The sequence below is a fragment of the Microbulbifer weihaiensis genome (assembly GCF_048323715.1).
Lineage (GTDB): Bacteria > Pseudomonadota > Gammaproteobacteria > Pseudomonadales > Cellvibrionaceae > Microbulbifer.
The window spans coordinates 281,368-307,941 of record NZ_JBLWFL010000001.1 but is presented as its reverse complement, the minus strand read 5'-3'; the positions used below and the strand labels follow the sequence as shown (position 1 = coordinate 307,941).

Below are 26,574 nucleotides of genomic sequence, written 5' to 3'. Positions count from 1 at the left end.
CTCGGGCGCCTACGCCAGATTAACCAGTTCCAGACGAACCGCGCATTTTTTGAAGTCCGTCTGTTTGGAAATCGGATCTGTCGCATCCAGCGTGACCTTGTTGATCAGCCGCTCGGCATCAAAGAAGGGTACATACACCAGCCCTGCGGGCGGCATGATCCGCCCGCGGGTCTCCACCCGACCAACCATTTCCCCGCGGCGACTGATGACCTTGACCTCACTTCCGCGCCGGAAGCCCTGCGCTTTCGCATCGTCTGCATTCATATACACAAGGCCATAGGGTACCGCCCGGAACAGCTCCGGTACCCGTTGGGTCATTGACCCCGTGTGCCAGTGTTCAAGCACACGTCCGGTACACAGCCAGAAGGGATACTCCTTATCCGGGGATTCCGCCGGGGGTTCATACGGCAGTGCAAATATGCGCGCGCGGCCGTCTTCATAGCCATAAAACTGAACTCCCGAACCTTTTTTCACATAAGGGTCGTAACCCTCGCGGAACCGCCAGAGGGTTTCCTTGCCATTGACTACGGGCCAGCGCAGACCGCGCTCCTGATGGTAGCGATCGAATGGCGCAAGATCGTGCCCGTGGCCGCGGCCAAACTCCGCGTACTCCTCAAAAAGCCCCTTCTGAATATAAAAGCCGAAATCATCCGCTTCGTCATTGCTGTACTCCGCATCCCGCTCGGAATTCTGGAAGCGGTTTACCTTGCCATTGGCATAGAGCACGTCGTACAGGGTCTTGCCCTTGTACTCCGGTGCTTTATCCAAAAGATCTTTGGGCCAAACTTCGTCGGTCTTGAACCGTTTGGAGAATTCCACCAGCTGCCAGAGATCGGACTTTGCGCCTTCCGGCGGCTTGACCAGCTGATGCCAGAATTGAGTACGGCGCTCAGCATTGCCATATGCGCCTTCTTTTTCCACCCACATGGCCGATGGCAGAATAAGATCGGCAGCCTGTGCAGAGGTTGTCGGGTACACATCGGAAACAATGATGAACGTGTCCGGGTTGCGCCAGCCCGGCAACAGCTCTTCCATCAAATTCGGGCCGGCCTGGGCATTGTTTGTCACCTGGGTCCAGTAGACCCTGAGTTTTCCATCCTTCAGGGCCCGACTCTGGGCAACCGCATGAAACCCCGGCTTTTCGGGAATTGTGCCCGCCGGCAATTTCCAGATTTTTTCTGCCGTTGCGCGGTGCTTCGGGTTTGTGACCACCATATCCGCGGGCAGCCGATGGGCGAAAGTGCCGACTTCCCGCGCGGTTCCACAGGCCGATGGCTGCCCGGTAAGTGAAAACGGACTGTTACCGGGACTGGAGATTTTCCCGGTCAACAGGTGAATGTTGTAACAAAGGTTATTGGCCCACACGCCGCGGGTATGCTGGTTGAAGCCCATTGTCCAGAACGACATGATTTTGACTTTGGGATCGGCATAGAGCTCCGCCAGCTCGGTGAGTCGCTCCTCGGGAACGCCAGTTTCCTTCGCAACCCGGTCAAGCGTGAACTCTTTGACGAAGTCCGCATATTCTTCAAAGCTCATGTCCGTCCAGGTATTCGCCTTGGATCGGCCTTCAGCCTTGACCTCCAGCTCGTGCTCATCCCGCAAGCCGTAACCGATGTTGGTCTGCCCACGCACAAAGCGGGTATGTTTCTTGACGAAGTCCTGGTTTACCTTGCCATTCTCGATGATGTAGTTGGCAATGAAATTCAGGATGAGCAGGTCGGAATGTGGGGTAAATATGATGGGTATATCCGCCAGTTCGAAACTGCGGTGTTCATAGGTAGACAGGACCGCTACCTTACTGCCGGGATGAGACAAGCGGCGATCCGTTACCCGGCTCCACAGAATCGGGTGCATTTCTGCCATGTTTGATCCCCACAGCACAAATGCATCCGCATTTTCGATATCGTCGTAACAGCCCATGGGCTCATCGATGCCGAAAGAACGCATAAAACCCATGACGGCGGAGGCCATGCAGTGCCGCGCATTCGGGTCGATATTGTTACTGCGCAAGCCGGCCTTCATGAACTTGCTGCCGGCGTAGCCCTCCCAGACGGTCCACTGCCCGGAACCGAACATGCCGATCGATTCGGGGCCATGCTCTTTCAACGCCGTCTTGTACTTTTCCTCCATGATATCGAAAGCGCGATCCCAGGAGACTTCGGTGAACTTTCCGTCTTTGTGATAGCGGCCGTTCTTCATGCGTAACAGCGGCTTGGTCAGGCGGTCGCTGCCGTACATGATTTTTGACAGGAAATAACCTTTTACACAGTTCAGGCCACGATTGACTTCCGCTTTGATGTCACCGTGAGTGGCCACTACCTGATTGCCCTTGGTGCCCACCATGACATGACAGCCGGTACCACAGAATCGGCAGGGTGCCTTACTCCATTTCAGTTCGTTGCTGTCACCTTTGGCGATGAGGTTTTGAGCGCTGGCCGGAACGGCCAGGCCGGCTGCTGTTGCCGCAGCCGCCAGTGCGCTGGCCCGGGTAAATTCGCGTCGGGTAATGGCCATGCTATTCATCTCCCAGAATTTTCACGGGCTGTGGGTCTGCAGCATCTTCCACCAGAAAGTCCCCTGCCTCGGCGAGTGGCATTTCCCGGTGATAGACCATCACAACATTCACCACCCCCTGCCGGTCGCGGATGCTGGCAATCCGGTCATTGATTTCAAAGCGGTCTCCAGCCTCTAAAAGCAAAACCAGCTTTCCCTCAGGCGTGGACAGCTGGATATCCAGCTGGGGCTGGCGCTCTATCCATGCACTGACCGCGGCTTGTCGTTGCGGAAGTACATGAGCGATCAGGCTGACAATGTGCAGCGCCTTTCCATCGTCTGTTTCTGATTCGGAACAGGGCATTTCTTACCTACCAATTTTCCGGGCGCGTTTAACGACGCCCCAGACCGGAATGCTTCGGCAATAGCCTTTCGGAGAGGAGTCACCGCATCACACTTGACTGAATAACGGAGTAGAGCCTGGGGATTATGCCGGTGGCCCAGGTGGACCAAAGATCATCTGCATGATCCAGATGAAAAATCCGTAGCCACCAACAATGGCCACGGCCAGCAGCGGAAAGAGAAAAACCAGAATAAACAGCACCAGCCGTCCCTCCCGGCGTTTGTGCGCTGCCATCTCCTGCTGATCGATTTTGGCCAAGATGAAATACCTGCTTCATTGCCAAATGAAATGAAGCCAGCGCTGGATATGCCCGAATGCTGTATGGGCTACACAGGGATTCACGCGCCGCTTCTCGCTCTCTTCCTTCAGTCTAGAAAGGCTAAGACCCACCGCAAGCAACACAGGGATAATTTGACATGGAAAGCGCGAGAGTCAGCACAGGATTATGGGTTAGCGGACACGAAGTATGCTGGAGGGTGGTAGCGGCATAAAAAAGCCGGGCAGGGCCCGGCAATGCGATAGTGACGTTATTGACGGTTGCTGTAATGGAAGCGCACCAGGCTTCCATCAGACCATTGCAGGGCGGCGTTAAGCTTCGTTGCTTGGCTTGCCAATGGTGGCGAGGATTCCACCATCGACATAGACGATCTGGCCATTCACGAAATTGCTCGCCTCGCTGGAGAGGAATACGGCTGCCCCCTGCAGGTCCTCCGGGTTACCCCAGCGACCTGCCGGCGTGCGATTGATAATAAAGTCGTTGAACGGATTGCCATCCACACGGATGGGTGCGGTCTGGGCAGTCGCGAAGTAGCCAGGACCAATACCGTTCACCTGGATGTTGTGGCGCGCCCATTCGGTGGCCATATTGCGCGTCAGCATTTTCAGGCCGCCTTTTGCCGCGGCATAGGCCGAAACAGAATCGCGCCCCAACTCACTCATCATGGAGCAGATGTTGATGATCTTGCCCGCGCCGCGCTCAATCATGCGCCGTACCACCGGTCGGGTCATGGTCACCACGCCGGTAAGGTTGGTATCCAGAACTTTATTCCACTCGGACAGTTCCATCTCCAGCAGTGGTACGCGCCGAATGATTCCCGCATTGTTTACCAGGATATCAATCGCTCCCTGCTCCTGTTCGATCACGCCGACCATGTCATTGACTACAGGCTCGTCGGTAACATTGAACAGGTAGCCGTGGGCATCGAGGCCCTTCTCACGCAATGTGGCAACCGCAGCGTCGAGTTTTTCCTGCGAGGAGTGACCGGTGATAACGAGCTTTGCACCGGCGTTCCCGAGGCCTTCGGCCATTGCCATACCCAGGCCGTGGGTAGCACCGGTTACCAGCGCTAGTTTTCCGTTGAGGTCAAACAGTGACTTGGACATAACGCACCTCTAATTTCTTGCCAGCAACCGGCTTGAAGGCTTCTGGCAAACATGTATTTTTTTTGGATCAGCGAAGCTCGTTTGGCTGTACTTTATCCATATCGTCGTAATCGTGATTCTCTCCAGCCATACCCCAGATAAAGGTGTAGTTGCTGGTACCGACGCCGGAGTGCAATGACCAGGTCGGCGAGATAACCGCCTGCTCGTTCGCCATCCATATGGCGCGAGTCTGCTGGGGAGGCCCCATGAAGTGACATACCGCCTGATCCTGGGGCACATTGAAATACATGTAGACTTCCATGCGGCGGCTGTGGGTATGACAGGGCATGGTGTTCCAGCAGCTGCCCGCCGCCAGTTCAGTCATGCCCATCTGCAGCTGGCAGGTTTCCAGTACATCTTTCACCAGCAGTTTGCGCAGCGTGCGCTTGTTGCAGGTTTCGGACGCACCCAGCTCGATGACCTGCGCATCCCCCTGCCCCACTTTACGGGTCGGGAACTCACGGTGGGCGGGTGTCGACAGGATGTAGAATTTCGCCGGTGCGGATTTGCTGTTGCTGGAAAACTTCACGTCCTGAGAGCCGCGACTCACATACAGTGCTTCCTTGGTGCCGATTTCATAGACGGTACCGTCCACCTCGACACAGCCCGGAGCGCCGATATTGATAACGCCCAGCTCGCGGCGCTCCAGAAAATAGTCGGATTTCAGCGCGTCGACCGTTTCCAGTTTGACCTCGGTATCGACTGGCATGACACCACCGATCATCATGCGGTCAACGTGGCTGTAAGTCAGGTGCACGGTATCCGCTGAAAAGAGTTTCGGTACCAGGAATTCATCGCGCAGGCGCTCGGTGTCGTATTGCACATAGTCTGCCGGGTGACTGGCAAAACGTTCTTCAAATGTAGTGGTCATGATCGGCCCCGTATTTATACATCTTCACAGGTGAAGCTTCGTAGTGATATCAGTGGCGGCTTTGCTACCCGGGGCCTACTCGAGAGACACGCCGTAAACCCATCCATGGGGGCTCGGCTGCGGCCGTCCTGGCCGCAGACGGTCTCTCGAGTAGGCCCCGGCCATCAAAGCCTTCAAATCTTCCTTTCGGCTACGAACCTACCTGCTATAGCGAAAGTTTTAAGATTCAGACTGCAACAACTTGTACATCTCAACGCCGGACGTAATAAACGGCGCAGTGCCCTTGGGATCGTCGTCGTAGATCGGCTCGCTCATGTAGTACTCGTAGCTGCCATCGCGGCCATAGCCGAGACCTGCAACCTGGCACATGTCGGTAATGCTGATGGTGCCATCGGCGTGTACCTGCACGAACTCATCAAGCAGCCCCTGATAGGCTTTTTTGGCGGTCTCCAGATATTTGTCTTTTGGCAGATAGCCCTGGTTCAGCGCCTTGGCGTAGAAATAGGTGAACATGGTGCTGGCGGTGGACTCACGGTAATTGCCGCGCTCGCCGGGCTTGTCGATGATCTGCCACCAGGTACCGGTTTCTGGATCCTGGTACTGCTCGATGACCGGTGCAATTTCGGCGATCATATCCAGCAGGTACTGGCGCTCTTCCGCATTTTCCTGTGGGAGGTAATCCAGCACATCCACCAATGCCATCGCCAGCCAGCCCATGCCGCGGGCCCAGTGGTAACCGGAATGTCCGGTTTCCTTGTCGGCCCACTCCTGCTCGCGCTTTTCATCCCACGCGTGATAGTAGAGACCGGTCTCCGGGTCTTTCAGGCGCTTGTGCACCAATTTGAATTCCGCCAGCACTTCAGCAACATCCGGGTCGTCGTGCATCAGCTGTTCGTACTGGGCGAGAAACGGAATACCCATGTACACGCCATCCAGCCATACCTGATACGGATAGCGCTTCTTGTGCCAGAAGGCACCCTCAGAGGTGCGAGGATGGTGCTCCAGCTGCTCATAGAGTGTGTCTACGGCTTTCCTGTAGCTCTGCTCCTGATTGCGCTCATACATGCGCAACAGCACGGTGCCGGCACGGATGCTGTCGATGTTGTATTTGTCCTGTTCATAGCCGTTGATACTGCCATCCGGGTTTACGAATGAGCCCATTACCGTATTCACCGCGTCGCTGTAGCGGGTTTCCGGTGCCACCTGGTTCAGTTCATCGTAGGCCTGCATCACCATGCCAGTGGTGTATTCAAAGTAGGACGGGCGCTTGCGGATATGGTCGAACCCACCAAAGGCGTAGTCCAGGGTTTTGCGCTGCAATTCTGAATCCGCTAAACGCTTGCTCCATTCCAGTGCCACCTCAGCGGTGAGTGGCTGCTTGGTTTCCGCTTCGCTGGCCGCAGTGGTCAGGCGCTGGCGCAGGGGCTTGGTGAGTTTTTCCGCTTCCTGTTTCAGGTAAGTTTCAAACTCGGCTTTGCTGGTAATCGGGCCATGCTCACTTGCCACCTCCTTTTCCCAGGCTGCAACAAAGTAATACTGTATTTCCTTGTCCGCCGGCTTGAGGATCGCCACCTGGTTGTGCTCGTCGCTGGTCACTTCGTCGATGGCCTTACGCTTCGCCAGCACCGCCATACCCAGATTGCTGCCGTCGAGGCTCTGCGCACCATAGGTACCGATATAGGTCCAGGCATGGCCGGTGATATCCATGTCACCAACAATCAGCTCAGTACCCGGGTGATTGACGATACCGGCCACCAGGTTATCCAGCTCTTCGCTGGTTTTTGCATTCACTTCCACCAGGCGACTGCCTGCATGCATGGACAGTACCGCAGAAAGATCGGTCCGCTTGTCTTCGACTGGTTTCCAGCCTGTGTAGTCGATTTTGAAGGCGGAGTAGAGATTGCCATTTTCGGTAATTTCAGCACGCCAGTCCTGCACATCACTTACACGAATGACTTTTTCGCCATCCCAGTAGCCGTAACCACCAACACCGAGGGCACTGCCGACCTTGAGGATGTCCATGCCCCAGTCTGCAGGTTCGTGGTAGGAATCAAACCCGTCCTGCCCCACGCCGTGGAGTACCGGCTCGCGGGTTTGCTTGCCAAAAATATCGAAACCGTTGCGCCAGTCCAGGTACACGCGGTAACCGACGAGGTCGGACTCAATACCCGGACCTTCGTAACGGATGTACCATGAATGATCTGTGTGCTCTGCAGGTACTTCCAGCACGTTCACATTCTGGAAACTGCCACCGAGGTATTCGCGCTCTTTCCATTCGCCGCCCACTTTGTGCGATATTTCCGCCTGTGTGCGCTTGGCGCTCTGCAATGGCTGAGCATCCGCCTTTGCGATGCGCAGTTTCAGGGTCTCGTCCACAGCGACATCCACTGTGAACAAAATGCCGTCCCTGCTGCCATCCGCATCCTTATCGATCGCCTGAACCGGAATGACGTCCGCCTGGTTCCACACCGCTATTGGTGATGCGAATCCCTGCTCGAGACCGAGTTCGTAGTAACTGAGGTAAACCGCCTCATCCACACGAGGAAAACCAGACGGATTGGAAAGTTCCAGGGTTGCGATCGTGCTTGCGGCCCCAGTAGCAGCTGCTGCGGCACCTTCCTGACTGGATTTTTCTGATTTCTCGCCACAGGCAGTCAGCGTGGCGACCGCCAGAGCAAATGCCGCGGCATTCACGCCGATATTGCGATTGGACTTCTCAGACAGTTTCACAGACTTCTCCACGAATTCGGGTTTTATTCTGTAATGGAATCGAAAAACGGCCGGGTGCGATTGCGAATCCACACGCCGGTGTTTCCACCGGCAGAATTCCTGCACCCAGCCGTTACTACATCATTCTGTATCGGTAAATCCAATCAGAACTTGTATTGCGCACCGACGTAGTACTGACGACCAGTGGTGTGATCCACCACGATGCGGCCTGCAGTATCGATCATCTGGCGGTTCGGCTCGTTGGTGAGGTTGATGCCCTCGAAGCTCAGTTTCCAGTTGTCGTTTACGTTGTAGCTTGCCACGAAGTCGATGTTGGCAGTGCCTTCGGTGTACTCCTTGTCGTTGTCATTGCGAACGGCAGCCGGAGACTGGGTCAGGTAATCATCGCGCTTGGAGTAGGAGACACGCGCACTGAAGTCTTCGTTCTCGTAGTAGACGGTGGCGTTGTAGGTATTCTTGGACATACCGGTAAGCACGTCGTAAATCGGTTCTTCGCCAGGTTTGGCGTAGTTCATTTCCGAGTCGACGTAGGTGTAGTTCAGCAACAGACCGTAATTGTCGAAGAACACCTGCTGGTACTGCAGCTCGATACCGTTCAGCTCACCACCGTCGCCGTTGACGTTACGGGAAATATCCCAGAGATCGTCCACGCCATTGGAACCTTCATTCCGCAGCAGGGAAGCATCCAGACCGGTTTCGGCCCAGCGGCGATTGGTATCGGTAGTGGAAGTAATGAAGGAGTCTATATCTTTGTAGAAATAGGCGGCCGCGAATACGGCGTCGTCAGAGAAGTACCATTCGTAAGACACGTCGTAAGCACGCGCGCGGAATGGATCCAGATTCGGGTTACCGTATTTCACCGCGCCGTTGAACTGGTCGATGCTACCCCCCGGAGTCAGGGAGCCCAGCGACGGGCGCGCCATGACATCGGCAACAGAAAAACGCACAACCATGTCTTCGTGTACATCCAGCGCCAGGTTCAGGGACGGCAGCGTATCAGTGTATTCGTTCACCACGTTCACGCCGATCAATTCGCCATCCAGGTCGGTCAGGCCACTGGAATCCACCTCGGTGGTAACCCTGCGCACACCCACATTGCCGCGCAACGGCATCCCGCCAATTTCGCTGTTCCAACCCAGCTGCACATAGTAGCCGGTGCTGTCTTCCTTCACATTGCGGATATCCTGGGCACGAGGAGCCATACTGTCAGCAACTGCGTCGGCGTAAGTTGCAAGAGTGGAATCCACATCGGGGGAAAACCAGGTAACGCCATTCATGCTGGTGCTACGGCCCTGCAGCTCGGTAGCGGAAATGCCGCTGAATTTTGGTCCGGCACGCATTTCCTGCACGTCAAACTCAAAGCTCTTCTGCGACACACCGCCTTTCAGGCTGAGTTCTTCGGTCAGGTCAAATTCGAGGTTGAAGGCAACGGTATCAAATGTGTTGTCTACAGTATTCGGACGGTGACGAAGCTCTACAAAGTCAAAATTTGCCGGATTTGAAGTATCGAAATCGGCGAAGTCGATGCTGCCACCAGCAGTCGTCGCGTTATAGGAGAAAGTGTTTTGTACATCAATTGCATCCACGATGGCGGTAGTCTGCGTCGGGTTGCTGAAATTGGACTCGGAGGAGCCCCACAATACGTCACCGCGCAGGCGGTCGGTGAAGTCGTGGGATGCGCGGATCGAGAACTGCTCGAATTCGGTTTCCAGTTCATCGTAACGATGTTCAACGCGCAGATCGTAATTGTCTACAGTCATGGAAGTAATGGTGCCACTGCCATCCATAACGTAGTCAGTTACGTCGAACTCCGGGTAATTGCTCTTTTCTTTGAGACTGACGGAAACAAACTCTTCTTCCCGGGTCGCATCGAAATTCGAGGTCAGGTAATCAACCAGGATTTCAGTGCGGTCGGTGGGGCGAAATTGCAGGGTGCCGGTAAAGCCCTGGCGCTCCTGCTCATGGGCAAATTTTCCGTAACGAGGAATACGCGGGAAAAAGCCTTCATTCAGCGCGGCCAGCTCGGCATCGTCGGCACAAGCAGAACAGTTGGCGATCTCTTCACTCTTGGTCCAGCGTACTGTGGAGAATCCCTGCTCGAGAATGTTGCGATCGGAATATGAGTAAGACGCCATCCAGCCAAATGTTTCGGCTTCGTTTTTGCCACCGACCAGGAACGAAGTACGCGGATTCGCTTCTTCCGACTGGCTGTTGTAGCCGTACTGCATGTTCGCAGCAAAGGTGAAGTCATCAGCCATATCCAGCGGACGGCCGGTATTCAGATCCACCGTTGCCCCCAGAGAGCCTTCATCCAAATCCGCTGACATGGTTTTGTGTACTGTCAGGTTTGAGAAGAGTTCGGAAGCAAAGGTATTGAAATCGAAAGATCGGTCGCGGTTGGCGCCACCGGAAGAGTCGGCGCCACCGGTGGTGGAGATCGCTTCCAGGCCATTGATACGCACACGCGTAAACTGAGCACCGAGGCCGCGTACAGAAATATTGCGGCCTTCACCGGCATCGCGGGTAATCGCTACACCCGGAATACGCTGCAGGGATTCAGCCAGGTTAAGGTCAGGGAAATCGGCGATATCTTCCGCCAGAATAGTGTCTTTACTACCTACCGCATCGCGCTTTTGATCCAGGGCTTTGGACAGGCTGTCGCGGTAACTGGCGGTTACCGTAACTTCTTCCAGGCTGGCGTCGTCCCTGTTTGCTTGCTGGGCTTCCTGAGCTATAGCCGGTACCGCAATTATGGCCATCGCTAGAGTGAGGGGTTTGAGCTCAAAAGTCTTCATGACTCTCATCTCCGCTATCGTCGTTATTTTGGTAAAACCCGGTTTTTTGGTTTTACCGCTTATTATTACTTATTAGGCGAGCCGATCTTCGCACACGGATTACCAACTGGCAACTTTTGGCTGACCAATTTCAAGAAGTATCGATGGGTTAGCTGGCCAATTGCGTTGATTTTCGCGCCGAATTGCTGGCGACGACCACAAACTCTGCGGCAGCCGCCCACAGTTCATGCCGGTTAGCGGGGTTCGCGTCAGCTCGGCTGAAAGGCCTTGCCATTGATTTGTACGTCGTCAACGGTCAGGCCAGTCACCTCCTCGATCACACCCAGGGAGCCGGCCCGCTGGATGCGGCTGTTCGAAATCTGCAGCCCGCGAATTGGCGCGCGGGCAAATCCGCGAATATGGAAGGCCCGCTCTGCCTGATCGCAAACCAGGTTTTCGACCTGGATGTTGTAAACATTCGGGTCGAAGTCGCCCTGGTCACCCTCTTCGTAGAAGAAGTTGATCACGATGACATCCCTGACCTGGCCGATTCTCAGGTTACGCACGTAGATATCGTGAATGTTCCCGCCGCGCATGGCGTTGGTCTTGATCCGCAGGCCGCGCTCCAGGTTCGGGCTGCTCATGACGCAGTCCTCGAGGAAAACATTGCGCACTCCACCAGATATTTCGCTGCCGAGTACCAGCCCGCCGTGGCCATCGCGCATCTGGCAGTTGCGCACCACCACATTTTCGGTGGGCACATTGACCCGGCGACCATCGGCGTTGCGACCAGACTTGATCGCAATGCAGTCATCGCCGTTGTCAAACAGGCAGTCCTCGATCAACACGTTGCGGCAGGATTCCGGGTCGCAGCCGTCAGAATTGGGGCCGTGGCTGCGGGTGGTGACCCCGCGCACAGTGACGCTTTCACACAGTACGGGATGGATCACCCAGAACGGGGAGTTCTCCAGGGTAACGCCCTCGATCAGGACGTTGTTGCACTCGTAAAACTGCACCAGCGGCGGGCGCAGGTAGGCCCCCTCGCCGTAGTGACGATCGGCAACCGGCAGGCCTTTTTCCGCGTCATCCATCAGGGCCTTGCGGGCCGCGTGCTGGGTCACGCCATCATCGGAGCTCTGTGTGCATTTACCGTTTTTGCCCTTCCAGGGCCACCAGGTGTCGCAGTCGGCTCCACCATCGATCAATCCCTTGCCGGTAACAGCAACGTTTTCGCACTGGTAGGCATAGATCAGGGGGGAGTAGCCCATTAGCTCGAGGCCTTCCCAGCGGGTTTTCACCTCGGGCAGGTAGCGTTCGGGCTCGGGGATAAAGTGAATCTCCGCACCTTCCTGCAGGTGCAGTTCCGTGTTCGAGACCAGGTGAATCGGCCCGGTACGGTACTTGCCTGCCGGGACGACGATGCGCCCGCCGCCGGCGCTGCGGCACTCTTCCACTGCACGCGCAAACGCCGCACTGGCATCTTCGCCCATACCCCTGGCACCCAGCGACCTCAGGTTGAAGTCCCGCGCCGGAATTGCCGGCAGTTTGATGGACGACAGTATTTCAGGCACGGCGCGCCACGGGCCGCTGTACTGCGCCTGTGGCGGGCGGCTCATCGCCAGGGCCTGCGGAATCAGGTAGGGAATGGCGGGCACTACGGCGGCGGCCATCAGGGATTGCAGAAAAACTCGCCGGTTCAGTCCGGTCATAGGCGCCTCCCGGGGCTTATTTTTTTATGCAGTAACTCGGTAGTGCCAGAAAATGTGGCAAGACCAGAATGGAGGTTGCGGCAATACTGTCATACCAATTTAAGCAGGGCAATAATCCACAGGGATGAAATGGCCGGCAAGACTCACCACAAGTGAACCTATTCGATTGGAATTCAGGCTACAGCAAGGGGCGCTGTGAACGGAGGCAAGCGGGAAACGCGGTGGGGGATAACAGGGGAATCGGGCCAGCTCAGTTTATGAGCGGCTGGCCCATCGACAGAATAGCGGAAAAAGATCTCAGGGCAGGGCGAAACGCTGGCGTGCCGCGTTCATTTCACGGCGTGCCGCCTCCAGTGCCTCGGCCTCGGTGGCATCCAGCAACTGCTGCACAACACGCTGCAGGTGATCACGCATCGCGTTACGCGCACCTTCGGGATCGCGCTTGCGGATTGCATCCAGAATCTTGCGGTGCTCCTCAATACGGGGCTTGGATCCCGTCTGGCGCACTTTTTCCAGAATTCGCGCAGAAACCGAGGAACTGTTGCGCAGCTTCCACAGGTGCTCACACACAGAGACTACAGCGTCATTATGGGTGCCGCGGGCGATATGCAGGTGGAACTTCTCATCCGCGACTTCTGCAGTGGCTTCCGTCGCGTTCTCCGCGACCATTTCCTGGAGGATGGACTCCAGTTCGGTGACTTCCTCTTCTGTCATTTCACGGGCGGCCAGGCCTGCCGCTTCGCCTTCGAACATGATCCGCGCCTGCAGGATTTCGAAAGCCCCGATATCGGATTCACCGGCAGAAAAACCACTGACTTCCTGGCTCGTCACATAGACACCGGAACCACCCTTAACTTCTACACATCCCGCCAGTTCCAGCGCGATGATCGCCTCGCGCACGGTGGGACGACTCACCTCGAAACGCTCGGCAAGCTTGCGCTCCGCAGGCAAGCGGGTACCCGCGGGATAGTCGCCCGCGGCGATCGCGGCGGCCAACTTCTCCGCCACTTGCTGATAAAGTCGCGCACCCTGCATTAAGCCACTCCCGTGTCAGAATCGTATCTATATATAAAGTTGCCGATTTATGTCGGCGCAGTTTAGCAGATGGGGTTTAGCCACCACAATACGATTGTTTCCACCTCAGTCTTACCAAATTACGCTAGACTTACGATTGCGGCCTTACCAATATAGTGTTAGATTGCGACCAATCATAACGACAACCATAACCGCAGCTGGCTACAGATCCCTTTCTAGTCTGTAAGCGGAGTCAGAAAAAGATGGATCTCATTCACATTCATTCCGACGATAATGTCGCCGTCAGCAAGGCTCCGCTGCCCGCCGGAACACTGGTGAACTGGGGTGGAAGCATGCTGGCCCTGATTACCGATATACCGGCGATGCACAAGGTATGTGTGCGGTTCATCCGCCAGGGTGAAGCGATTATCAAGTACGGCCAGGTCATCGGTTTCGCACGCGAGGATATTGCGCCGGGTACGCACGTACACGAGCACAATCTCGAAGCCGGCAACCACCGCCCGGAACATGAATTCTGCAAAAACTATATCCCCACTGAGTTAGTTGCCCCCGAGCAGCGCGCCACTTTCGATGGCTACCTGCGCCCAAATGGCAAAGTGGGCACGCGCAACTACCTGGCCGTGGTATCCACGGTGAACTGTTCGGTAACGGTTTCCCGCGCGGTAGCCGCGCACTTCCAAAACAGCGGTTTACTGGGCGACTACCCAAATATCGACGGTATCGTTGCCCTGGGACACGACAGCGGCTGCGGCATGTCCACCTCCGGGGAGGGCTACCAGACACTGCTGCGCACGTTGCACGGCTATATCCGCCATCCCAATTTCGCCGGTGTGCTGCTGATTGGCCTCGGCTGTGAAGCGATGCAGATCAGCAGCATGATGCGCGAAACCGGCCTGCAGGAGAGCGACGCTTTCCAGGTAATGACCATTCAGCAGCTCGGCGGAACCCGTGCCGCGATTGAAGCCGGTATCGAGCGCCTCACCGCCATGCTGCCGGCGGCCAATGCCTGCCAGCGCCAGCCGGTGCCGGCTTCAGAACTGACCCTGGCGGTGCAATGCGGTGGCAGTGATGCCTATTCCGGCATTACCGCCAACGCAGCCCTCGGTGCCGCCGCGGACATACTGGTGCGCAATGGCGGTACCGTGATCTACTCGGAAACACCGGAAATCTACGGGGCCGAACACCTGCTGACCCGCCGCGCCGCCACCCCTGCGGTTGCACAGAAATTAGTGGATCGTATTCACTGGTGGGAAAAGTACACCAGCATGAATGGGGTGGAACTCAACAACAATCCATCCCCGGGCAACAAGGCGGGTGGCCTTACCACCATCGCCGAAAAGTCGCTCGGCGCGCAGGCGAAAGGCGGTACCACCGCACTGCAGGATGTTTACCTCTATGCAGAACAGGTGCGCAAGAAAGGCCTGGTGTTTATGGACAGCCCCGGTTTCGACCCGGTATCGGTTACCGGCCAGGTTGCCAGCGGAGCAAATGTAGTCTGCTTTACTACCGGCCGCGGCTCGGCCTTTGGTGGCAAGCCGGTGCCCAGTATCAAGCTGGCCAGCAATTCCATGCTGTTTGAGCGCATGCGCGAGGATATGGACGTGGATTGCGGAGGTATTCTCGACAAACGTTATTCCGTAGCGGAATGCGGTGAGAACATTTTCCAGTATGTTCTTTCCATCGCTTCCGGCGAGCGCAGCGCGAGTGAAAAGCTCAACTACGGCGACAACGAATTCGCGCCCTGGCATATCGGTGCCGTGGTTTGACACTCGAGCGCCATAAAAAACCGGCTTTTGGCCGGTTTTTTATGGCAGTGCTCTACAAATTTCACAAAGCATCGCGACAGGGTAAACAGATCGTTACTGACAGAGCGCAGGTTTACTTCCAGCAGATCGCAACCTCATCTCCATACCCGCGAGAAAGCATTCAACGCTCTTCGGGTACTTTCCCCAACAAAACAATAATCAGTGTCGCCAGCGGCCCGAAGATCAGGCTGATGATCCACCAGAAAAGTCCGCTGCGATTTTTGCCCTGCGCCAGACCCGCATTGATAAGCGAGAGCGTGCCCCAGCCAACCAGCCACTCCCGGGATTGAATCATTACCTGATACTCTTCCATGGTTTCACTCCTCACAGTTTCTGCGCCGCTGTCAAAGCACATTAAAAGCAAGGCGCTTCGGGAGCGCCTTGCAGGGCTGCTATTCCGCTCTGAGCCTTAGTTGTCCAGCAGGAATCTGGCAATGGTGCGAACGCCGTGGCCTTTGGCACCCTGGGCCCACTGGTCGTTGGCCGCGGGGGAATAGGAGGCCGACAGGTCCATATGTACCCACGCGCGCCCTTCGTCGCGAACGAAGCGCGCCAGGAACGCCGCGGCAGTCGAAGCACCCGGGCTGCCGTCGATGCCAATATTGGCTATTTCCGCAAAGCCGGAAGGAATCTGCTCCAGGTGGAACTTCTCCAGCGGCAGGCGCCAGGCTTTTTCATTTTCCAGGCGTGCGGCATCCAGCACCTTCTGCGCCATTTCATCTTCGAAGCTCAGTACCGAGTTGTAATCCCGGCCCACGGCCATTTTGGCGGCACCGGTCAGGGTTGCGGCATCGAGGATATAGCGCGGGTTTTCTTCACTGGCCGCAATCAGGCCGTCCGCCAGCACCAGACGCCCTTCCGCGTCCGTATTGAGGATTTCAGCAGTGACGCCATTTTTGTAGTGGATGATATCGCCGAGTTTGAACGCGGTACCGGAAATCAGGTTTTCCGCACAGCACAGGTACAGCTTGATACGCTTCTGCAGTCCCCGCGCTATCGCCAGCGCCAGGCCGCCGCTGACCATGGCCGCGCCGCCCATATCGGACTTCATGGTAGCCATGCCGGCAGAGGGCTTGATGCTGTAGCCACCGGAATCAAAGGTGATGCCCTTGCCCACCAGACAGATATCCACCGGCGCGTCGGCATTGCCCGTCGGGTTGTAGTCGAGCTGCAGCATGACCGGTTCGCGCACACTGCCGCGGCCCACATTGTAGATACCGGCAAAGCCTTCCTGCACCAGTTCATCGCCCGCGACTATGCGATAGCTCACCGCATCCGGGGCCAGCTGCTGCAACATATCGGCCGCGCTCTCGGCAAGGGCACGGGGGGAGACGGTTTCCGGGCTGCCGTTGGTGATTTCCCGCACCCACAGGCTCGCGGCCTTGCGGGCCTCCAGTTCCTTGAGGTCCTCGCCATTATCCAGCCCCCAGGCAAATGTGCTCTTGCGGTTGGGGTTGTAATAGCCCGCCCAGAAACTCCAGCGACTCTCGATATCCCAGTTGGCGCCAGTCAGTTCGACGTCGGTGACGCCCATGCCGTCGAGGCGACGGGCAGCCCGCTGCACCGCGACCAGGGTGCCGCCAGTGGCCTCGGTCGCGTGGATGCGCGCCTCGTTATCACTGAAGCTCAGGAGCGCATTCTTGCCCCATTGTGCCGCCGCCGCGGTGGTTTCCAGCCGTACCTGCATCGCTGTTGTCATCTGTACACCTTGATGTTTTGGAGTGTGTTAAGGCATTGATATGGGGGCCAGTTTAGCATCGCACAAGTGGTCGTTTGCGCCAGCGGTGATACTGCCGATAAACTCGAAGGACTGAATTTACGTTTACAGGGAAGTAACCATGGGCGAGTCCTGCAACTACCACTCCGGTGCCCACAGCGTTTGGCACTGCCAGCCATGCCACAGGGGCTACTGCACGGATTGCGTACCCGGCGCGGCAGACAACTATTACAAATCCACCCCCAAGTGCGTGCTGTGTAACCAGCGCCTGAGCAATGTGGGGGCGAGTAACAAGGCGCAGCCATTCTGGCAAATGGCGCCATTCTTTTTTCGCTACGGGCTGGCAGCGGGGCCGCTGAGCATATCGGCGATCGCCGCGGTGGCCGCGCTGGCCATGACCGGGCTCGGGTTGATCTCGATCGTTGTCATTGTGGCGGTGACTGCACTGGTGATCCGCTACAACCTGCTGGTCATCGAACAGCTGGCCAGGGGCCAGCTGCAGGCACCGACCTACGGCGACGCACAGGACGGGCGCAGCTGGGCGATGCTGGGCAAGGTGATCGGGATGATCCTGATCGCCGGTGGGGCCGGTGTGCTGATGGCGGGGCTCGGGGAGGGTGCGGTGCAGGTTTACTCCATCGCACTGTCGTTGCTGGCACCCGCGGCAATGATCGTGCTGGCGCTTGAGCACAGCCTGCGTGCCGCGGCAAATCCGCTCAAGTTGCTGCAGTTCACGCTGATTATCGGCTGGCCCTATTGGCTGCTATGGCTTTCCACCAGCGCGGTTTCCGCAGCGCCTGGCTACCTGCTGCCGATCGTGGCAGAAAGACTTCCGGAGTGGATGCTGCTGCCGGTGTTTGGCTTTGCCACCAGTTATTTTTCCATCGTCACCAGTGCCATGATGGGTTACATCTGCCTGACACGGCAGCAGAAACTGGGCGTCAGCGCGGTTATTGATGACGAAGAATTCCTAGAGGAAAAGGAGTTTGAGCGGCGCAAGGCGCTGGCCGATGCGCGGATTCTGCTGCGGGAGAGCCGCGGCGAGGAGGCCCGCAAGAAACTGGTGACGGCCCTGCGCCAGCACCCCAGCGATATTGCCCTCAACGACCGGTATTACCGGCTACTGCTGGCCATCGACGACAAAAAAGCCCTGCGTGAACTGGGACCACACCTGCTGGAGCGGTTTGTGAATCTCGGCCAGGCGCACAAGGCAGCGGAGCTGTACCTGACCCACAGCGCAACCCAGGGCGCTCCTGTGATCGACAAGTCCCTGCTGCGCCACCAGCTGGCCGAGGCGCTGTATCACCAGCACCAGTTCAAGCCGGCGCTGGCACTCATCAACAACCTGCACAAGAGCGACCCGGACTACACGCGCCTGGATACGGCCTACCTGCTGCTGGCCAAAATCTATATGGACGGATTTAACCGCACGGACAATAGCCGGAAACTGCTGACCTTTGTGCTGCAGAAGTTTCCCAACAGCCGCGTTACCGGTGAGGCGAGGCAACTGCTGAAGATTCTCGCCGCAGAAGCGCCAGCCACAGCCTGACCGCCCCGCGGCGCGTTTACTGCGCCGCCGCCAGAACAGAAGCCTGAGCCAGTGCCACTGCTCGCCGAGCGCGCTCTTCATCACCACAGCGGCGGTAGTGGTTTACCAGTCCCTGCGCCAGTCGCGCCATCAGCGGGTGCCGCTGCTGGCGCGCCACCAACCGTTGCAGCAACTCTTCCACCAGCGCCCAGTCTTTTTCCTGTGCCGCACGCTGTGCCAGCACCAGACTGATTTTAACCGTCAGCGCGCGCGGCACCGCGGTGCGCCCGAGATAATCCCTTACCCCCTGCGCGATGGGCACAAAGTCGCCACCGGGCTTTTGTGCCAGCGCAAACAGCGCCATACAGGCGCGATGATGCGCCTCGGAATTGGGCGCCAGCGCAGAGAGCTCGATGCCCTTGTGGATTAACGGCAGGGATTCTGGGTGTTGGCGGATCACCGCGGCGGCGGCCTGCCCCGCTTCCAGCAACTTGCCGTGATTCTGCATGGACTCGATACGCGCCAGTGCCAATTGCGCCGGGGACGGCGGCAGGTCTTCCTCGACATGCAGGGTTTCCGCTGGACGCAGGCGGATCAGCAGCATGGTAGCGGCAAAACCGGCCACCAGCCCGCCGAAGTGCGCCCAGTAGGCAATGTTGTCACTGCCAAACAGGTACCCGAAGACTTCCTTGCCGAGCCACAGCGGCAATACCAGCAACGCCGGCGCGCTGAACTCGCCAAATGCAAAACCCAGGGTGTAGAAGAAACGCAGCCGGCGCACCCCGTAAACCGCGACGAACATGCCCATAACTGCAGACACCGCCCCGGATGCGCCAATCACCGGCATCCGGCTACCAGCCTCCACCAGGCAGTGCAGTCCCGCCGCCGCCAGGCCGCCCAGCAGGTAAAGCCCGATAAACCAGCGCGCCCCGAGGGCCAACTCCACCGAGAGGCCAAACAACAGCAGGAAGATCATATTCCCCAGTAGGTGATCCCAGCCGCCATGCAGGAACATGTGCCCGAACAGGCCCTGAACAGTCGGCTCCGCCGGGGTCAGGCCGTAGGCAAAACTGGAGAGCCGATCCCGCAACCCGGCAAATTCCCGCCGTTGCTGCAGCCACTGCTGCTCACCTTCGGCCTGCAACCGCGGCAATAACCAATGGTGAAACTCGTGGCTCCACAATAGCTGCTGGTATATGAATTCTTCGCCCGCCCCCTGGGCCTGGGTACGCCACTCCGGGTGCTCCAGGTCGACAAACTCGAAGAAGCGGCGCTCCTCCAGTTCGGGCAATTCACTGTCGAAATAAAAATCTTCCGCCTGCTGCCAGCGGGCCTCGTCGCCCCCCTGATAGAGCACGAATACCAGCAGGTTGATGACGATCAACGCAAAACACACCAGAGGCGGTCGCCGCCAGTCGGGTTTGTTCTGGATAGGAATGATCAGCACAGACGCGTCCCTGAGGAATTTTTAGTCAGGGCCCAGAATACAGGTCGCGGCGCGGATCACCAACAGTCGGCGCGCGGCCAGTGGCCTAATGACCGGGAGCGCTTCCGGATTCACCGCCGGCGCCGTCATCCCCGCCTCCCGCGTCATCGGAGCCGTCACCGGCGCCCTCATCGCCATGCCAGTCCTCGACACCTGCAGAGCCGGCGTGGGGAACTGAAATACTCTCGCTGTGCGACGTCGCCACACCCGGCACCGGCGGGCCCCAGCTGCGCACATGGACATCCCGCTGCGGAAAGGGAATCTCGATGCCGCGCTCGTCAAACTCCCGCAGCAGTTCCAGGTTGTACATGGCAGCCAGGTCACCCAGGGAAGAAACCGCATTGCTGTTCACCCATACCACCAGCTTGAAATCCAGCGAGCTGTCGCCAAAGCCGGTGAGCCACACTTCGGTCTTGCGCTGCCAGTTGCTGAAGGTCACCGGTACCCGCTCTGCCGCCTGCATGGCCGCCTCGCGCACCACCTCCGGGTCAGTACCATAGGCCACGCCGAACGGCACATGGATGCGCCGCACCGGGTCTTCCAGCGTGTGGTTGGTCACCCGCCCGGTGACAAACTCTGAATTGGGCACCAGGATGTCCACATTGTCGCGGGTGGTGATGCGGGTCGAGCGCACATTGATGTCGCGGATGCGCCCGAACACCCCGGACTCCAGTTCCACCAGATCCCCGACCCGCAACGGCTGCTCAAACAGCAGGATAATGCCGGAGATAAAATTGGAAAAAATCGCCTGCATGCCGAAACCCAGGCCCACCGACAGGGCCCCGGCAATCAGGGTCAGCTTGGAAGTATCCAGGCCCACCATGCTGAGCACGATCAGAAAGGTGATCAGTACGATACAGTAGTTGAACACCCGCTCCAGGTTGTAGGCGACATGCTCACTGGTGCGCTTGCGCCGCACCATGCGACGGAAAAACCACGCCAGCAGGCGCGACACCGCCCAGGCGCCGATGATCACCAGAATCATCTGCGCGATATCCCGCAGGGTGATCGGCTGTTCACTGATGGTGAACAGCTTGTAATTGGCAAGCTTGCGCCAGCTGTTGCGTATATCCCTCAGCTGGTGGCCAATCTGATCCCCCAGCGTCTGCCACCAGCCCTGCTGGCGCTGGTAAACGTAGAGCTGCGCATTTTCGTAGCGCTGTACATCGTTGATCAGGTCGCCCACTCGGCTGAGACCGCTGTCGACCTTTTCAAACTGGCGCCACCATTTATTCATGCTTTTAGCGTCTTCGCCGGCCCAGGCGACAATCTGCCGCTGGCGAATATTCAACTGCCGGGTCAGGTTCTCACGGATACTCTGGGTTTTTGGAACCAGATCCTTGCTCAGCGACAGCTCCTGCTTTTTTGCATCCGGCTGCAGCACGCTGTTCATTGCCAGCAGCAGTTCCTGCTTGCGCAGTTCGAGACGGTTGGCCAGCGCCTCGACGCTGTAATTCATGATCTTGATCTGTTCCTGAAGGGTCACCGTGGCATCGGAGGTTTCAAAGATAAGGTTTTGCGCCGCACTGCGCTCTTTGGCCAGCTCCTCCAGTGTGCCCTTTTCCGCGCTCTGAGCTTTCTGCAGGCGCTTGTCAGCCTCCTCACTGTACTGAAGTTCATCGAGCATGCGCTTCAGTTCGGTGTCGGCAAATTTCAGTTCGTCGCCCCACGCGGTGAGCTGCTCGCGCAGCATCCGCTGCTCTTCCAGCGTCTGCAAATGGGCGATCTGGGCATAAAACAGTGCGACCGTCGCCACCAGATGGTCGGCGTCTTTCTTGCCGATATCCCGCAGCTCCAGCACCTTTTCCCGCAGGCGGCTGAGTGACTGGGCGACGCTCTCATCCATCTGCGACATTTCCAGCTGCAGCCCGTTATAGCGCTGCCGGCCGCGCGCAACACCGGCGTCGGCCTGCGCCCACTGCAGGATGCTCGGTGTGTCAGGAAACTCCACATCCTGCAATACACCCACTTTTTTCAGCTGCTCACGCTTGACCCAGGTATTGCGGATGCCATCGATGCGCACGTTGACCGAGGCAACCTGCTTGGCCAGATCTTCCTCCTCCGGCAGGTTTTTACTCCACTCCCGCCAGGCCTTGTCCACGTCCGCCAGCCACTGCTTGCGCTGATCCGGCTTGGCGTCCGGCCAGCCTGTCCACCAGTCGGCCGCGAGGTTATCGAAATCGGGGATGACGGGAGAAAATTCTTTCGGCGCAGAACCGGGCAGCTGCGCCGAGGCCGCGGCGGCCAGCAACATGAACAGGGTCACACACGCGCACAGCAGGCACTGGCGGAGGAGGCTACCGGGGTGGAAAAGTTCTCGGGTGGGAATGACGACCATCGACGTCCCTGTTCAGGCAGTTGTACGCGTGCCACTGACCGGCCCTGGCTATGGCCGGCCGCAGCAAAGCCGCGCGCCTTTCTTGAGCAAGCAGATCCAGAGAATACAGATTCCTTTCCTGTTCACCGGGCCGCACGACCTTCACACAGTGTAGATGAGCAGGCGAAGCGCTTATCGGGGCTCGAAACGCTGAATGCAATCGCGATAGGCGCGCCGGTATAGCCGCAGGCGCTGGCTTTCCAGGCTACTGCCTCGCCGGGCAGCGGTGGCCGCCTGTTCGCGGCAGGCGCTCTCCAGCAGAGCGCGGTCGTCATAGCGCTCGCCGGCAGAATCATAATCCGGTCGAACATTTGCGTAGGGTCGTCCCGGGCGGCGGCGCGGATCGCGATAGACGCCGCGACGCTCGGATTCCACCAGAGGCACGACTTGCTCGTCATCGACTGCAGGAGGCGGGTACGCACGGGGGATACCGATGCGCTCTTTGAGCTTCTCGGCCTCGAGCTCTGCCTCGTAACCGTACAGGCGATCTTCATAGGCGCCAACAATAGCGCCGCCGCCGTAATAGCGCCGCCACTGGTAGGGTGGCGTAGTGACGGTATAGGTGCCGCGACGGGGGTCGAAACGATAGAAGGTTCCGGTGCCGCTGAGATAAAAGCGCTGCCCGTCTATGTCGAATCCGGCACTGCCATAGGGCAGAAAATTCAGCCTCGCCCCCAGCGGCGGCTCCACCCGCAGATATCCGTCATCCTCGCGCCGGTAAAAATAGCCACCCGTGTAATAGTACGTCTGGCCACTCAGCTGCAGTTTCGTTGCCGACTCCGGCAGCGAACGCAACCGGTTGGGATCGCGCTGATAATCGTCGGTCGCCTCCAGGCTTGACTGGCCAGAGGACTGGGCCTGCGCACCGGCACAGAAAACCAATAGAAGAAGAATCACAAGGAAATGTCGGGCAAGCGCCATGACCACCTCAGTACAACTTGGTCAGGTAGTATCATCGCCCCCGCGGAAAAGACTGCAGTCTGCAGTTAAGCAGCACCGCACAGCCACTGCCGCCTCCCCGCAGGCAGGCGGCAACGGCTGCACAATGCTAAAAAGGGTAGTCGGCAGCGCCGCCCTCTCTCATGAGACCGGCGATTTGTGTCATAGCGCACAAGCACTTCATTGTAGCTCCGCACTTGTGGCACACAGCCGACTACACCCTTAGTCTAGTATCGCTGAGCCCAATTCAAAATAACGATTGGCCTCAGCGCATCATGCACTCGGGTGTCAGGACGACCCCGAGCGACTTGCGCAGGAATTGCCGAAAGATCAGCGCAGACCGGCGATAACGTCGCGCAGCTTGCTCACGATCGCATCGATTTCGTGGGTTTCGATGATCAGCGGCGGCGACATGCACAGCGCATCGCCGATACCGCGCGCCATCACACCCGCTTCCCACGCCAGTGCCGACGCCTTGGCCCCAAACTTGCCCTTGAGGTTTTCCGGCGCGCGCAGTTCGATCGCGCCGACAAGACCGTAATTGCGCACATCGATGACATTGTCGAGATCAGCCAGGCTGTGCAGGGCATTTTCCCAGTACTTACCGATGTCGCCAGCGGCACGGGTCAGCAGCCCTTCGCGCTCGTAGATATCCAGCGTCGCCATACCGGCCGCACAGGCCACCGGATGCGCCGAGTAGGTATAACCGTGGAAAAACTCCACCATGCCTTCCGCCGCTGCGTCGACCACGGTGTTGTAGATCTTGTCGTTCACGAACACCGCACCCAGCGGCACGGTGGCATTGGTGATGCCTTTTGCGGACGTGATCATATCCGGGGCCACACCGAATTCCTGCGACGCAAACGGCGAACCGGTACGGCCCCAACCGGAAATCACCTCGTCAAAAATCAGCAGCAGATCGTGCTTGTCGCAGATCTCGCGCAGGCGCTGCAGGTAACCCTTCGGCGGCAGCACCACACCACCGGCACCGGAGAATGGCTCCACGATCACCGCGGCAATCTGATCCGCACCGTGGAAGGCCACCAGACGCTCCAGGTCTTCCGCCAGTTCCACCCCGTGCTCCGGCAGGCCCTTGCTGAAGGCATTGCGCTCAATATCCAGCGTATGGCGCATGTGATTCGCCTTCACCGGCTGGCCAAAACTCTGGTAGTTGGGTGCGATACCGCCGACAGAAATACCACCGAAGTTAACCCCGTGGTAACCCTTCTCGCGGCCGATAAACATGGTGCGGCTGCCCTTGCCACGCGCGCGCTGGTACTGCAGCGCGATCTTCAGCGCAGACTCCACCGCTTCGGAACCGGAGTTGCCGAAGAACACCTTGTTCAGGCCGTCGGGGGTGTACTGCACCAGGCGCTCGGAGTATTCGAAGCTCAGTTCGTGGCCAAAATTGAAAATGGAGCTGTAATCCAGCTTCAGAGCCTGCTGGTGAATCGCATCGGCAATTTCGCTGCGGCAGTGACCGGCGTTGGAACACCACAGGCCTGCGGTAGCGTCAATGATCTTGCGGCCGGATTTTTCAAACAGGTAAATGCCTTCCGCACGCTCAACAATACGCGGCGCCGCCTTGAAAGAGCGGTTTGGGGTGAAGGGCATCCAGAATGCATTGGTATTCAGTTCGGACATGACTCGCTCCGAGTTCATTAAGTAATTTTCAATGTTTTTCTGACGCAGTAACCGGGTCAGAAACGAAGGCGAAGCACCGGGGATCGGTTTACAGCGGTTTCGAAAAACGATCCCCGGCGCTTTGCCGCTACAACAGGTCTTGGACAGTCAGCGGGTCGCGACCAGGCTCAAACCCCGTAACAGCAGTACTTGGTCTCGTAGAATTCGGCCATGCCTTCGACGCCGCCTTCGCGGCCGATGCCGGATTCCTTGATGCCACCAAACGGCGCCACTGTGGTGGAGAAAACACCCGCATTGCAGGCCACCATGCCGTACTCCAGCGCCTCGACCACGCGATTCGCCCTGTGGATGTTTTCACTCATCACATACGCCGCCAACCCGAACGGCGTATTGTTGGCGCGCTGGATCACTTCCTCTTCCTCGCGGAACTTCTGCACCACCGCCAGCGGGCCGAAAATCTCCTCATGGGAAATACGCATCGCGTCATCCACATCCGTCAGCAGCGTCGCCGCGTAATAGTTCTCACCGTTCGGCAGGAAATCACCGCCCAGGCGCAGCTTCGCGCCATTGGCCACTGCCTCTTCCACCAGACCGTGCACGCGATCCACCGCGCGGCGGAAAATCAACGGCCCCAGTGTAGTGCCTTCCTCAAGGCCGTGACCCGCCTGCAGCTTCTCAATCGCCGCCGCCAACTTATCCACAAACGCATCGTGCACCGACTCCTGCACATAAATGCGGTTGGTAGAGACACAGGTCTGACCTGCGTTGCGGAACTTGGTCGCCATGCATGCGGTTACCGCCATATCAATATCCGCATCGTCGAACACGATAAACGGCGCATTACCGCCCAACTCCATGGACATCTTCTTCACCGTACTCGCGCACTGCGCCATCAGCAGCTTGCCCACCGGCGTCGAACCGGTGAAGGTAAACTTGGCCACGCGCGGATCCTGGGTCAGCACCCTGCCGATGGCCGCGGAATCGGATCCCACCACCACGTTCAGCGTACCCGCCGGCAGACCCGCCGCTTCACCCAGGGCACACAGCGCCAGGGCCGACAGCGGCGTCTCGCTCGCCGGTTTCACCACCACGGTGCAGCCTGCGGCCAGCGCCGGCCCCGCCTTGCGGGTGATCATCGCGTTGGGGAAGTTCCACGGGGTGATGCAGGTCACCACACCCACCGGCTGGCGGATGGTGGAGAGGCGCATGCCCGCATTGTGCGTCGGAATGGTCTGGCCGTAGGCGCGGCGACACTCCTCAGCAAACCATTCAATGAAAGAGGCGCCGTAATCGATCTCGCCCAGGGCTTCCGCCAGCGGCTTGCCCTGCTCCAGGGTCAGCAGGCGCGCCAGGTCTTCACGGTTATCCACAATCAGCTGGTACCAGCGCTTCAGTATCGCCGCGCGCTCGCCGGCGGTCTTGCGGCTCCAGGCCGGGAAGGCCGCATGGGCCGCGGCCACCGCCTGCTCGGCGTCAGCGGCGGTGCCATCGGCGATTTCCGCCAGCACCTTGCCGGTTGCCGGGTCAGTAACCGCCAACTTCGCGGCGCCATCCCGCCACTGGCCCTCGATATAGTTTTGGGTTTTCAACAATTGGTTATTGTTCAGTTCCATCGAATACCCCTTAAAAATCACTGATTTC

Annotated in this window: 18 protein-coding genes; 2 read left to right on the top strand and 16 right to left on the bottom strand. The window is 58.2% G+C overall.

The genetic code is table 11. From position 1 onward, the window contains the following. Positions 1-9 precede the first annotated feature (9 nt). The 9 genes from napA to ACNKU7_RS01265 form a co-directional block, all read right to left on the bottom strand. The gene (gene napA / locus ACNKU7_RS01305) at positions 10-2,514 is read right to left on the bottom strand and encodes a nitrate reductase catalytic subunit NapA (protein WP_418295147.1); all 2,505 of its coding nucleotides are present in this window, start codon (positions 2,512-2,514) and stop codon (positions 10-12) included. Position 2,515: 1 nt separating this feature from the next. After that, positions 2,516-2,857, bottom strand: coding sequence for a chaperone NapD (locus ACNKU7_RS01300; RefSeq protein WP_418295146.1), 342 nt, complete (start codon positions 2,855-2,857; stop codon positions 2,516-2,518). A 123-nt stretch (positions 2,858-2,980) separates the two neighbouring features. After that, positions 2,981-3,154 (bottom strand): periplasmic nitrate reductase, NapE protein, encoded by a 174-nt coding sequence (locus ACNKU7_RS01295; protein WP_418295145.1) that lies wholly within the window; start codon positions 3,152-3,154, stop codon positions 2,981-2,983. Between the two features lie 330 nt (positions 3,155-3,484). After that, positions 3,485-4,279, bottom strand: coding sequence for a gluconate 5-dehydrogenase (locus ACNKU7_RS01290; RefSeq protein ID WP_418295144.1), 795 nt, complete (start codon positions 4,277-4,279; stop codon positions 3,485-3,487). A 67-nt stretch (positions 4,280-4,346) separates the two neighbouring features. Then, complete coding sequence (kduI, locus tag ACNKU7_RS01285) at positions 4,347-5,189, bottom strand: 5-dehydro-4-deoxy-D-glucuronate isomerase (RefSeq protein WP_418295143.1); 843 nt, start codon at positions 5,187-5,189, stop codon at positions 4,347-4,349. A 219-nt stretch (positions 5,190-5,408) separates the two neighbouring features. Next, positions 5,409-7,919 (bottom strand): DUF4861 family protein, encoded by a 2,511-nt coding sequence (locus tag ACNKU7_RS01280; RefSeq protein WP_418295142.1) that lies wholly within the window; start codon positions 7,917-7,919, stop codon positions 5,409-5,411. Between the two features lie 143 nt (positions 7,920-8,062). Then, positions 8,063-10,714 carry a TonB-dependent receptor gene (locus tag ACNKU7_RS01275; RefSeq protein ID WP_418295141.1) on the bottom strand — a complete coding sequence of 884 codons (2,652 nt, stop codon included), beginning with the start codon at positions 10,712-10,714 and terminating at the stop codon, positions 8,063-8,065. Between the two features lie 248 nt (positions 10,715-10,962). Then, positions 10,963-12,402 carry a glycoside hydrolase family 28 protein gene (locus ACNKU7_RS01270; protein ID WP_418295140.1) on the bottom strand — a complete coding sequence of 480 codons (1,440 nt, stop codon included), beginning with the start codon at positions 12,400-12,402 and terminating at the stop codon, positions 10,963-10,965. Between the two features lie 297 nt (positions 12,403-12,699). Then, on the bottom strand, positions 12,700-13,437 hold the full coding sequence (locus tag ACNKU7_RS01265; RefSeq protein WP_418295139.1) for a FadR/GntR family transcriptional regulator: 738 nt from the start codon (positions 13,435-13,437) through the stop codon (positions 12,700-12,702). Positions 13,438-13,679: 242 nt separating this feature from the next. Between ACNKU7_RS01265 and ACNKU7_RS01260 the strand changes: the two genes are divergently transcribed. Beyond that, entirely contained in the window at positions 13,680-15,203 is a 1,524-nt protein-coding gene (locus ACNKU7_RS01260) for a UxaA family hydrolase (protein ID WP_418295138.1), read from the top strand. A 160-nt stretch (positions 15,204-15,363) separates the two neighbouring features. Here ACNKU7_RS01260 and ACNKU7_RS01255 read toward each other — a convergent pair whose 3' ends face one another. Continuing rightward, positions 15,364-15,555, bottom strand: coding sequence for an antitermination protein NusB (locus tag ACNKU7_RS01255; protein WP_418295137.1), 192 nt, complete (start codon positions 15,553-15,555; stop codon positions 15,364-15,366). Positions 15,556-15,651: 96 nt separating this feature from the next. Further along, complete coding sequence (pepB, locus tag ACNKU7_RS01250) at positions 15,652-16,941, bottom strand: aminopeptidase PepB (RefSeq protein ID WP_418295136.1); 1,290 nt, start codon at positions 16,939-16,941, stop codon at positions 15,652-15,654. A gap of 139 nt (positions 16,942-17,080) precedes the next feature. Here pepB and ACNKU7_RS01245 point away from each other — a divergent pair, with 139 nt between their 5' ends. After that, positions 17,081-18,508: a tetratricopeptide repeat protein gene (locus tag ACNKU7_RS01245; RefSeq protein ID WP_418295135.1), complete on the top strand. Its 1,428-nt coding sequence runs from the start codon at positions 17,081-17,083 to the stop codon at positions 18,506-18,508. Between the two features lie 16 nt (positions 18,509-18,524). Here ACNKU7_RS01245 and ACNKU7_RS01240 read toward each other — a convergent pair whose 3' ends face one another. From ACNKU7_RS01240 to ACNKU7_RS01220, 5 genes are all read right to left on the bottom strand, one after another. Next, positions 18,525-19,934 (bottom strand): rhomboid family intramembrane serine protease, encoded by a 1,410-nt coding sequence (locus ACNKU7_RS01240; RefSeq protein ID WP_418295134.1) that lies wholly within the window; start codon positions 19,932-19,934, stop codon positions 18,525-18,527. 85 nt (positions 19,935-20,019) lie between these two features. Continuing rightward, the gene (locus tag ACNKU7_RS01235; RefSeq protein ID WP_418295133.1) at positions 20,020-22,311 is read right to left on the bottom strand and encodes a mechanosensitive ion channel domain-containing protein; all 2,292 of its coding nucleotides are present in this window, start codon (positions 22,309-22,311) and stop codon (positions 20,020-20,022) included. 171 nt (positions 22,312-22,482) lie between these two features. After that, positions 22,483-23,271 carry a DUF6515 family protein gene (locus ACNKU7_RS01230; RefSeq protein ID WP_418295132.1) on the bottom strand — a complete coding sequence of 263 codons (789 nt, stop codon included), beginning with the start codon at positions 23,269-23,271 and terminating at the stop codon, positions 22,483-22,485. 348 nt (positions 23,272-23,619) lie between these two features. Beyond that, complete coding sequence (gene aptA / locus ACNKU7_RS01225) at positions 23,620-24,933, bottom strand: omega-aminotransferase AptA (protein WP_418295131.1); 1,314 nt, start codon at positions 24,931-24,933, stop codon at positions 23,620-23,622. Positions 24,934-25,100: 167 nt separating this feature from the next. Beyond that, a complete protein-coding gene (locus ACNKU7_RS01220) occupies positions 25,101-26,546 on the bottom strand; it encodes an NAD-dependent succinate-semialdehyde dehydrogenase (RefSeq protein ID WP_418295130.1) in 1,446 nt (481 codons plus the stop codon). Positions 26,547-26,574 lie beyond the last annotated feature (28 nt).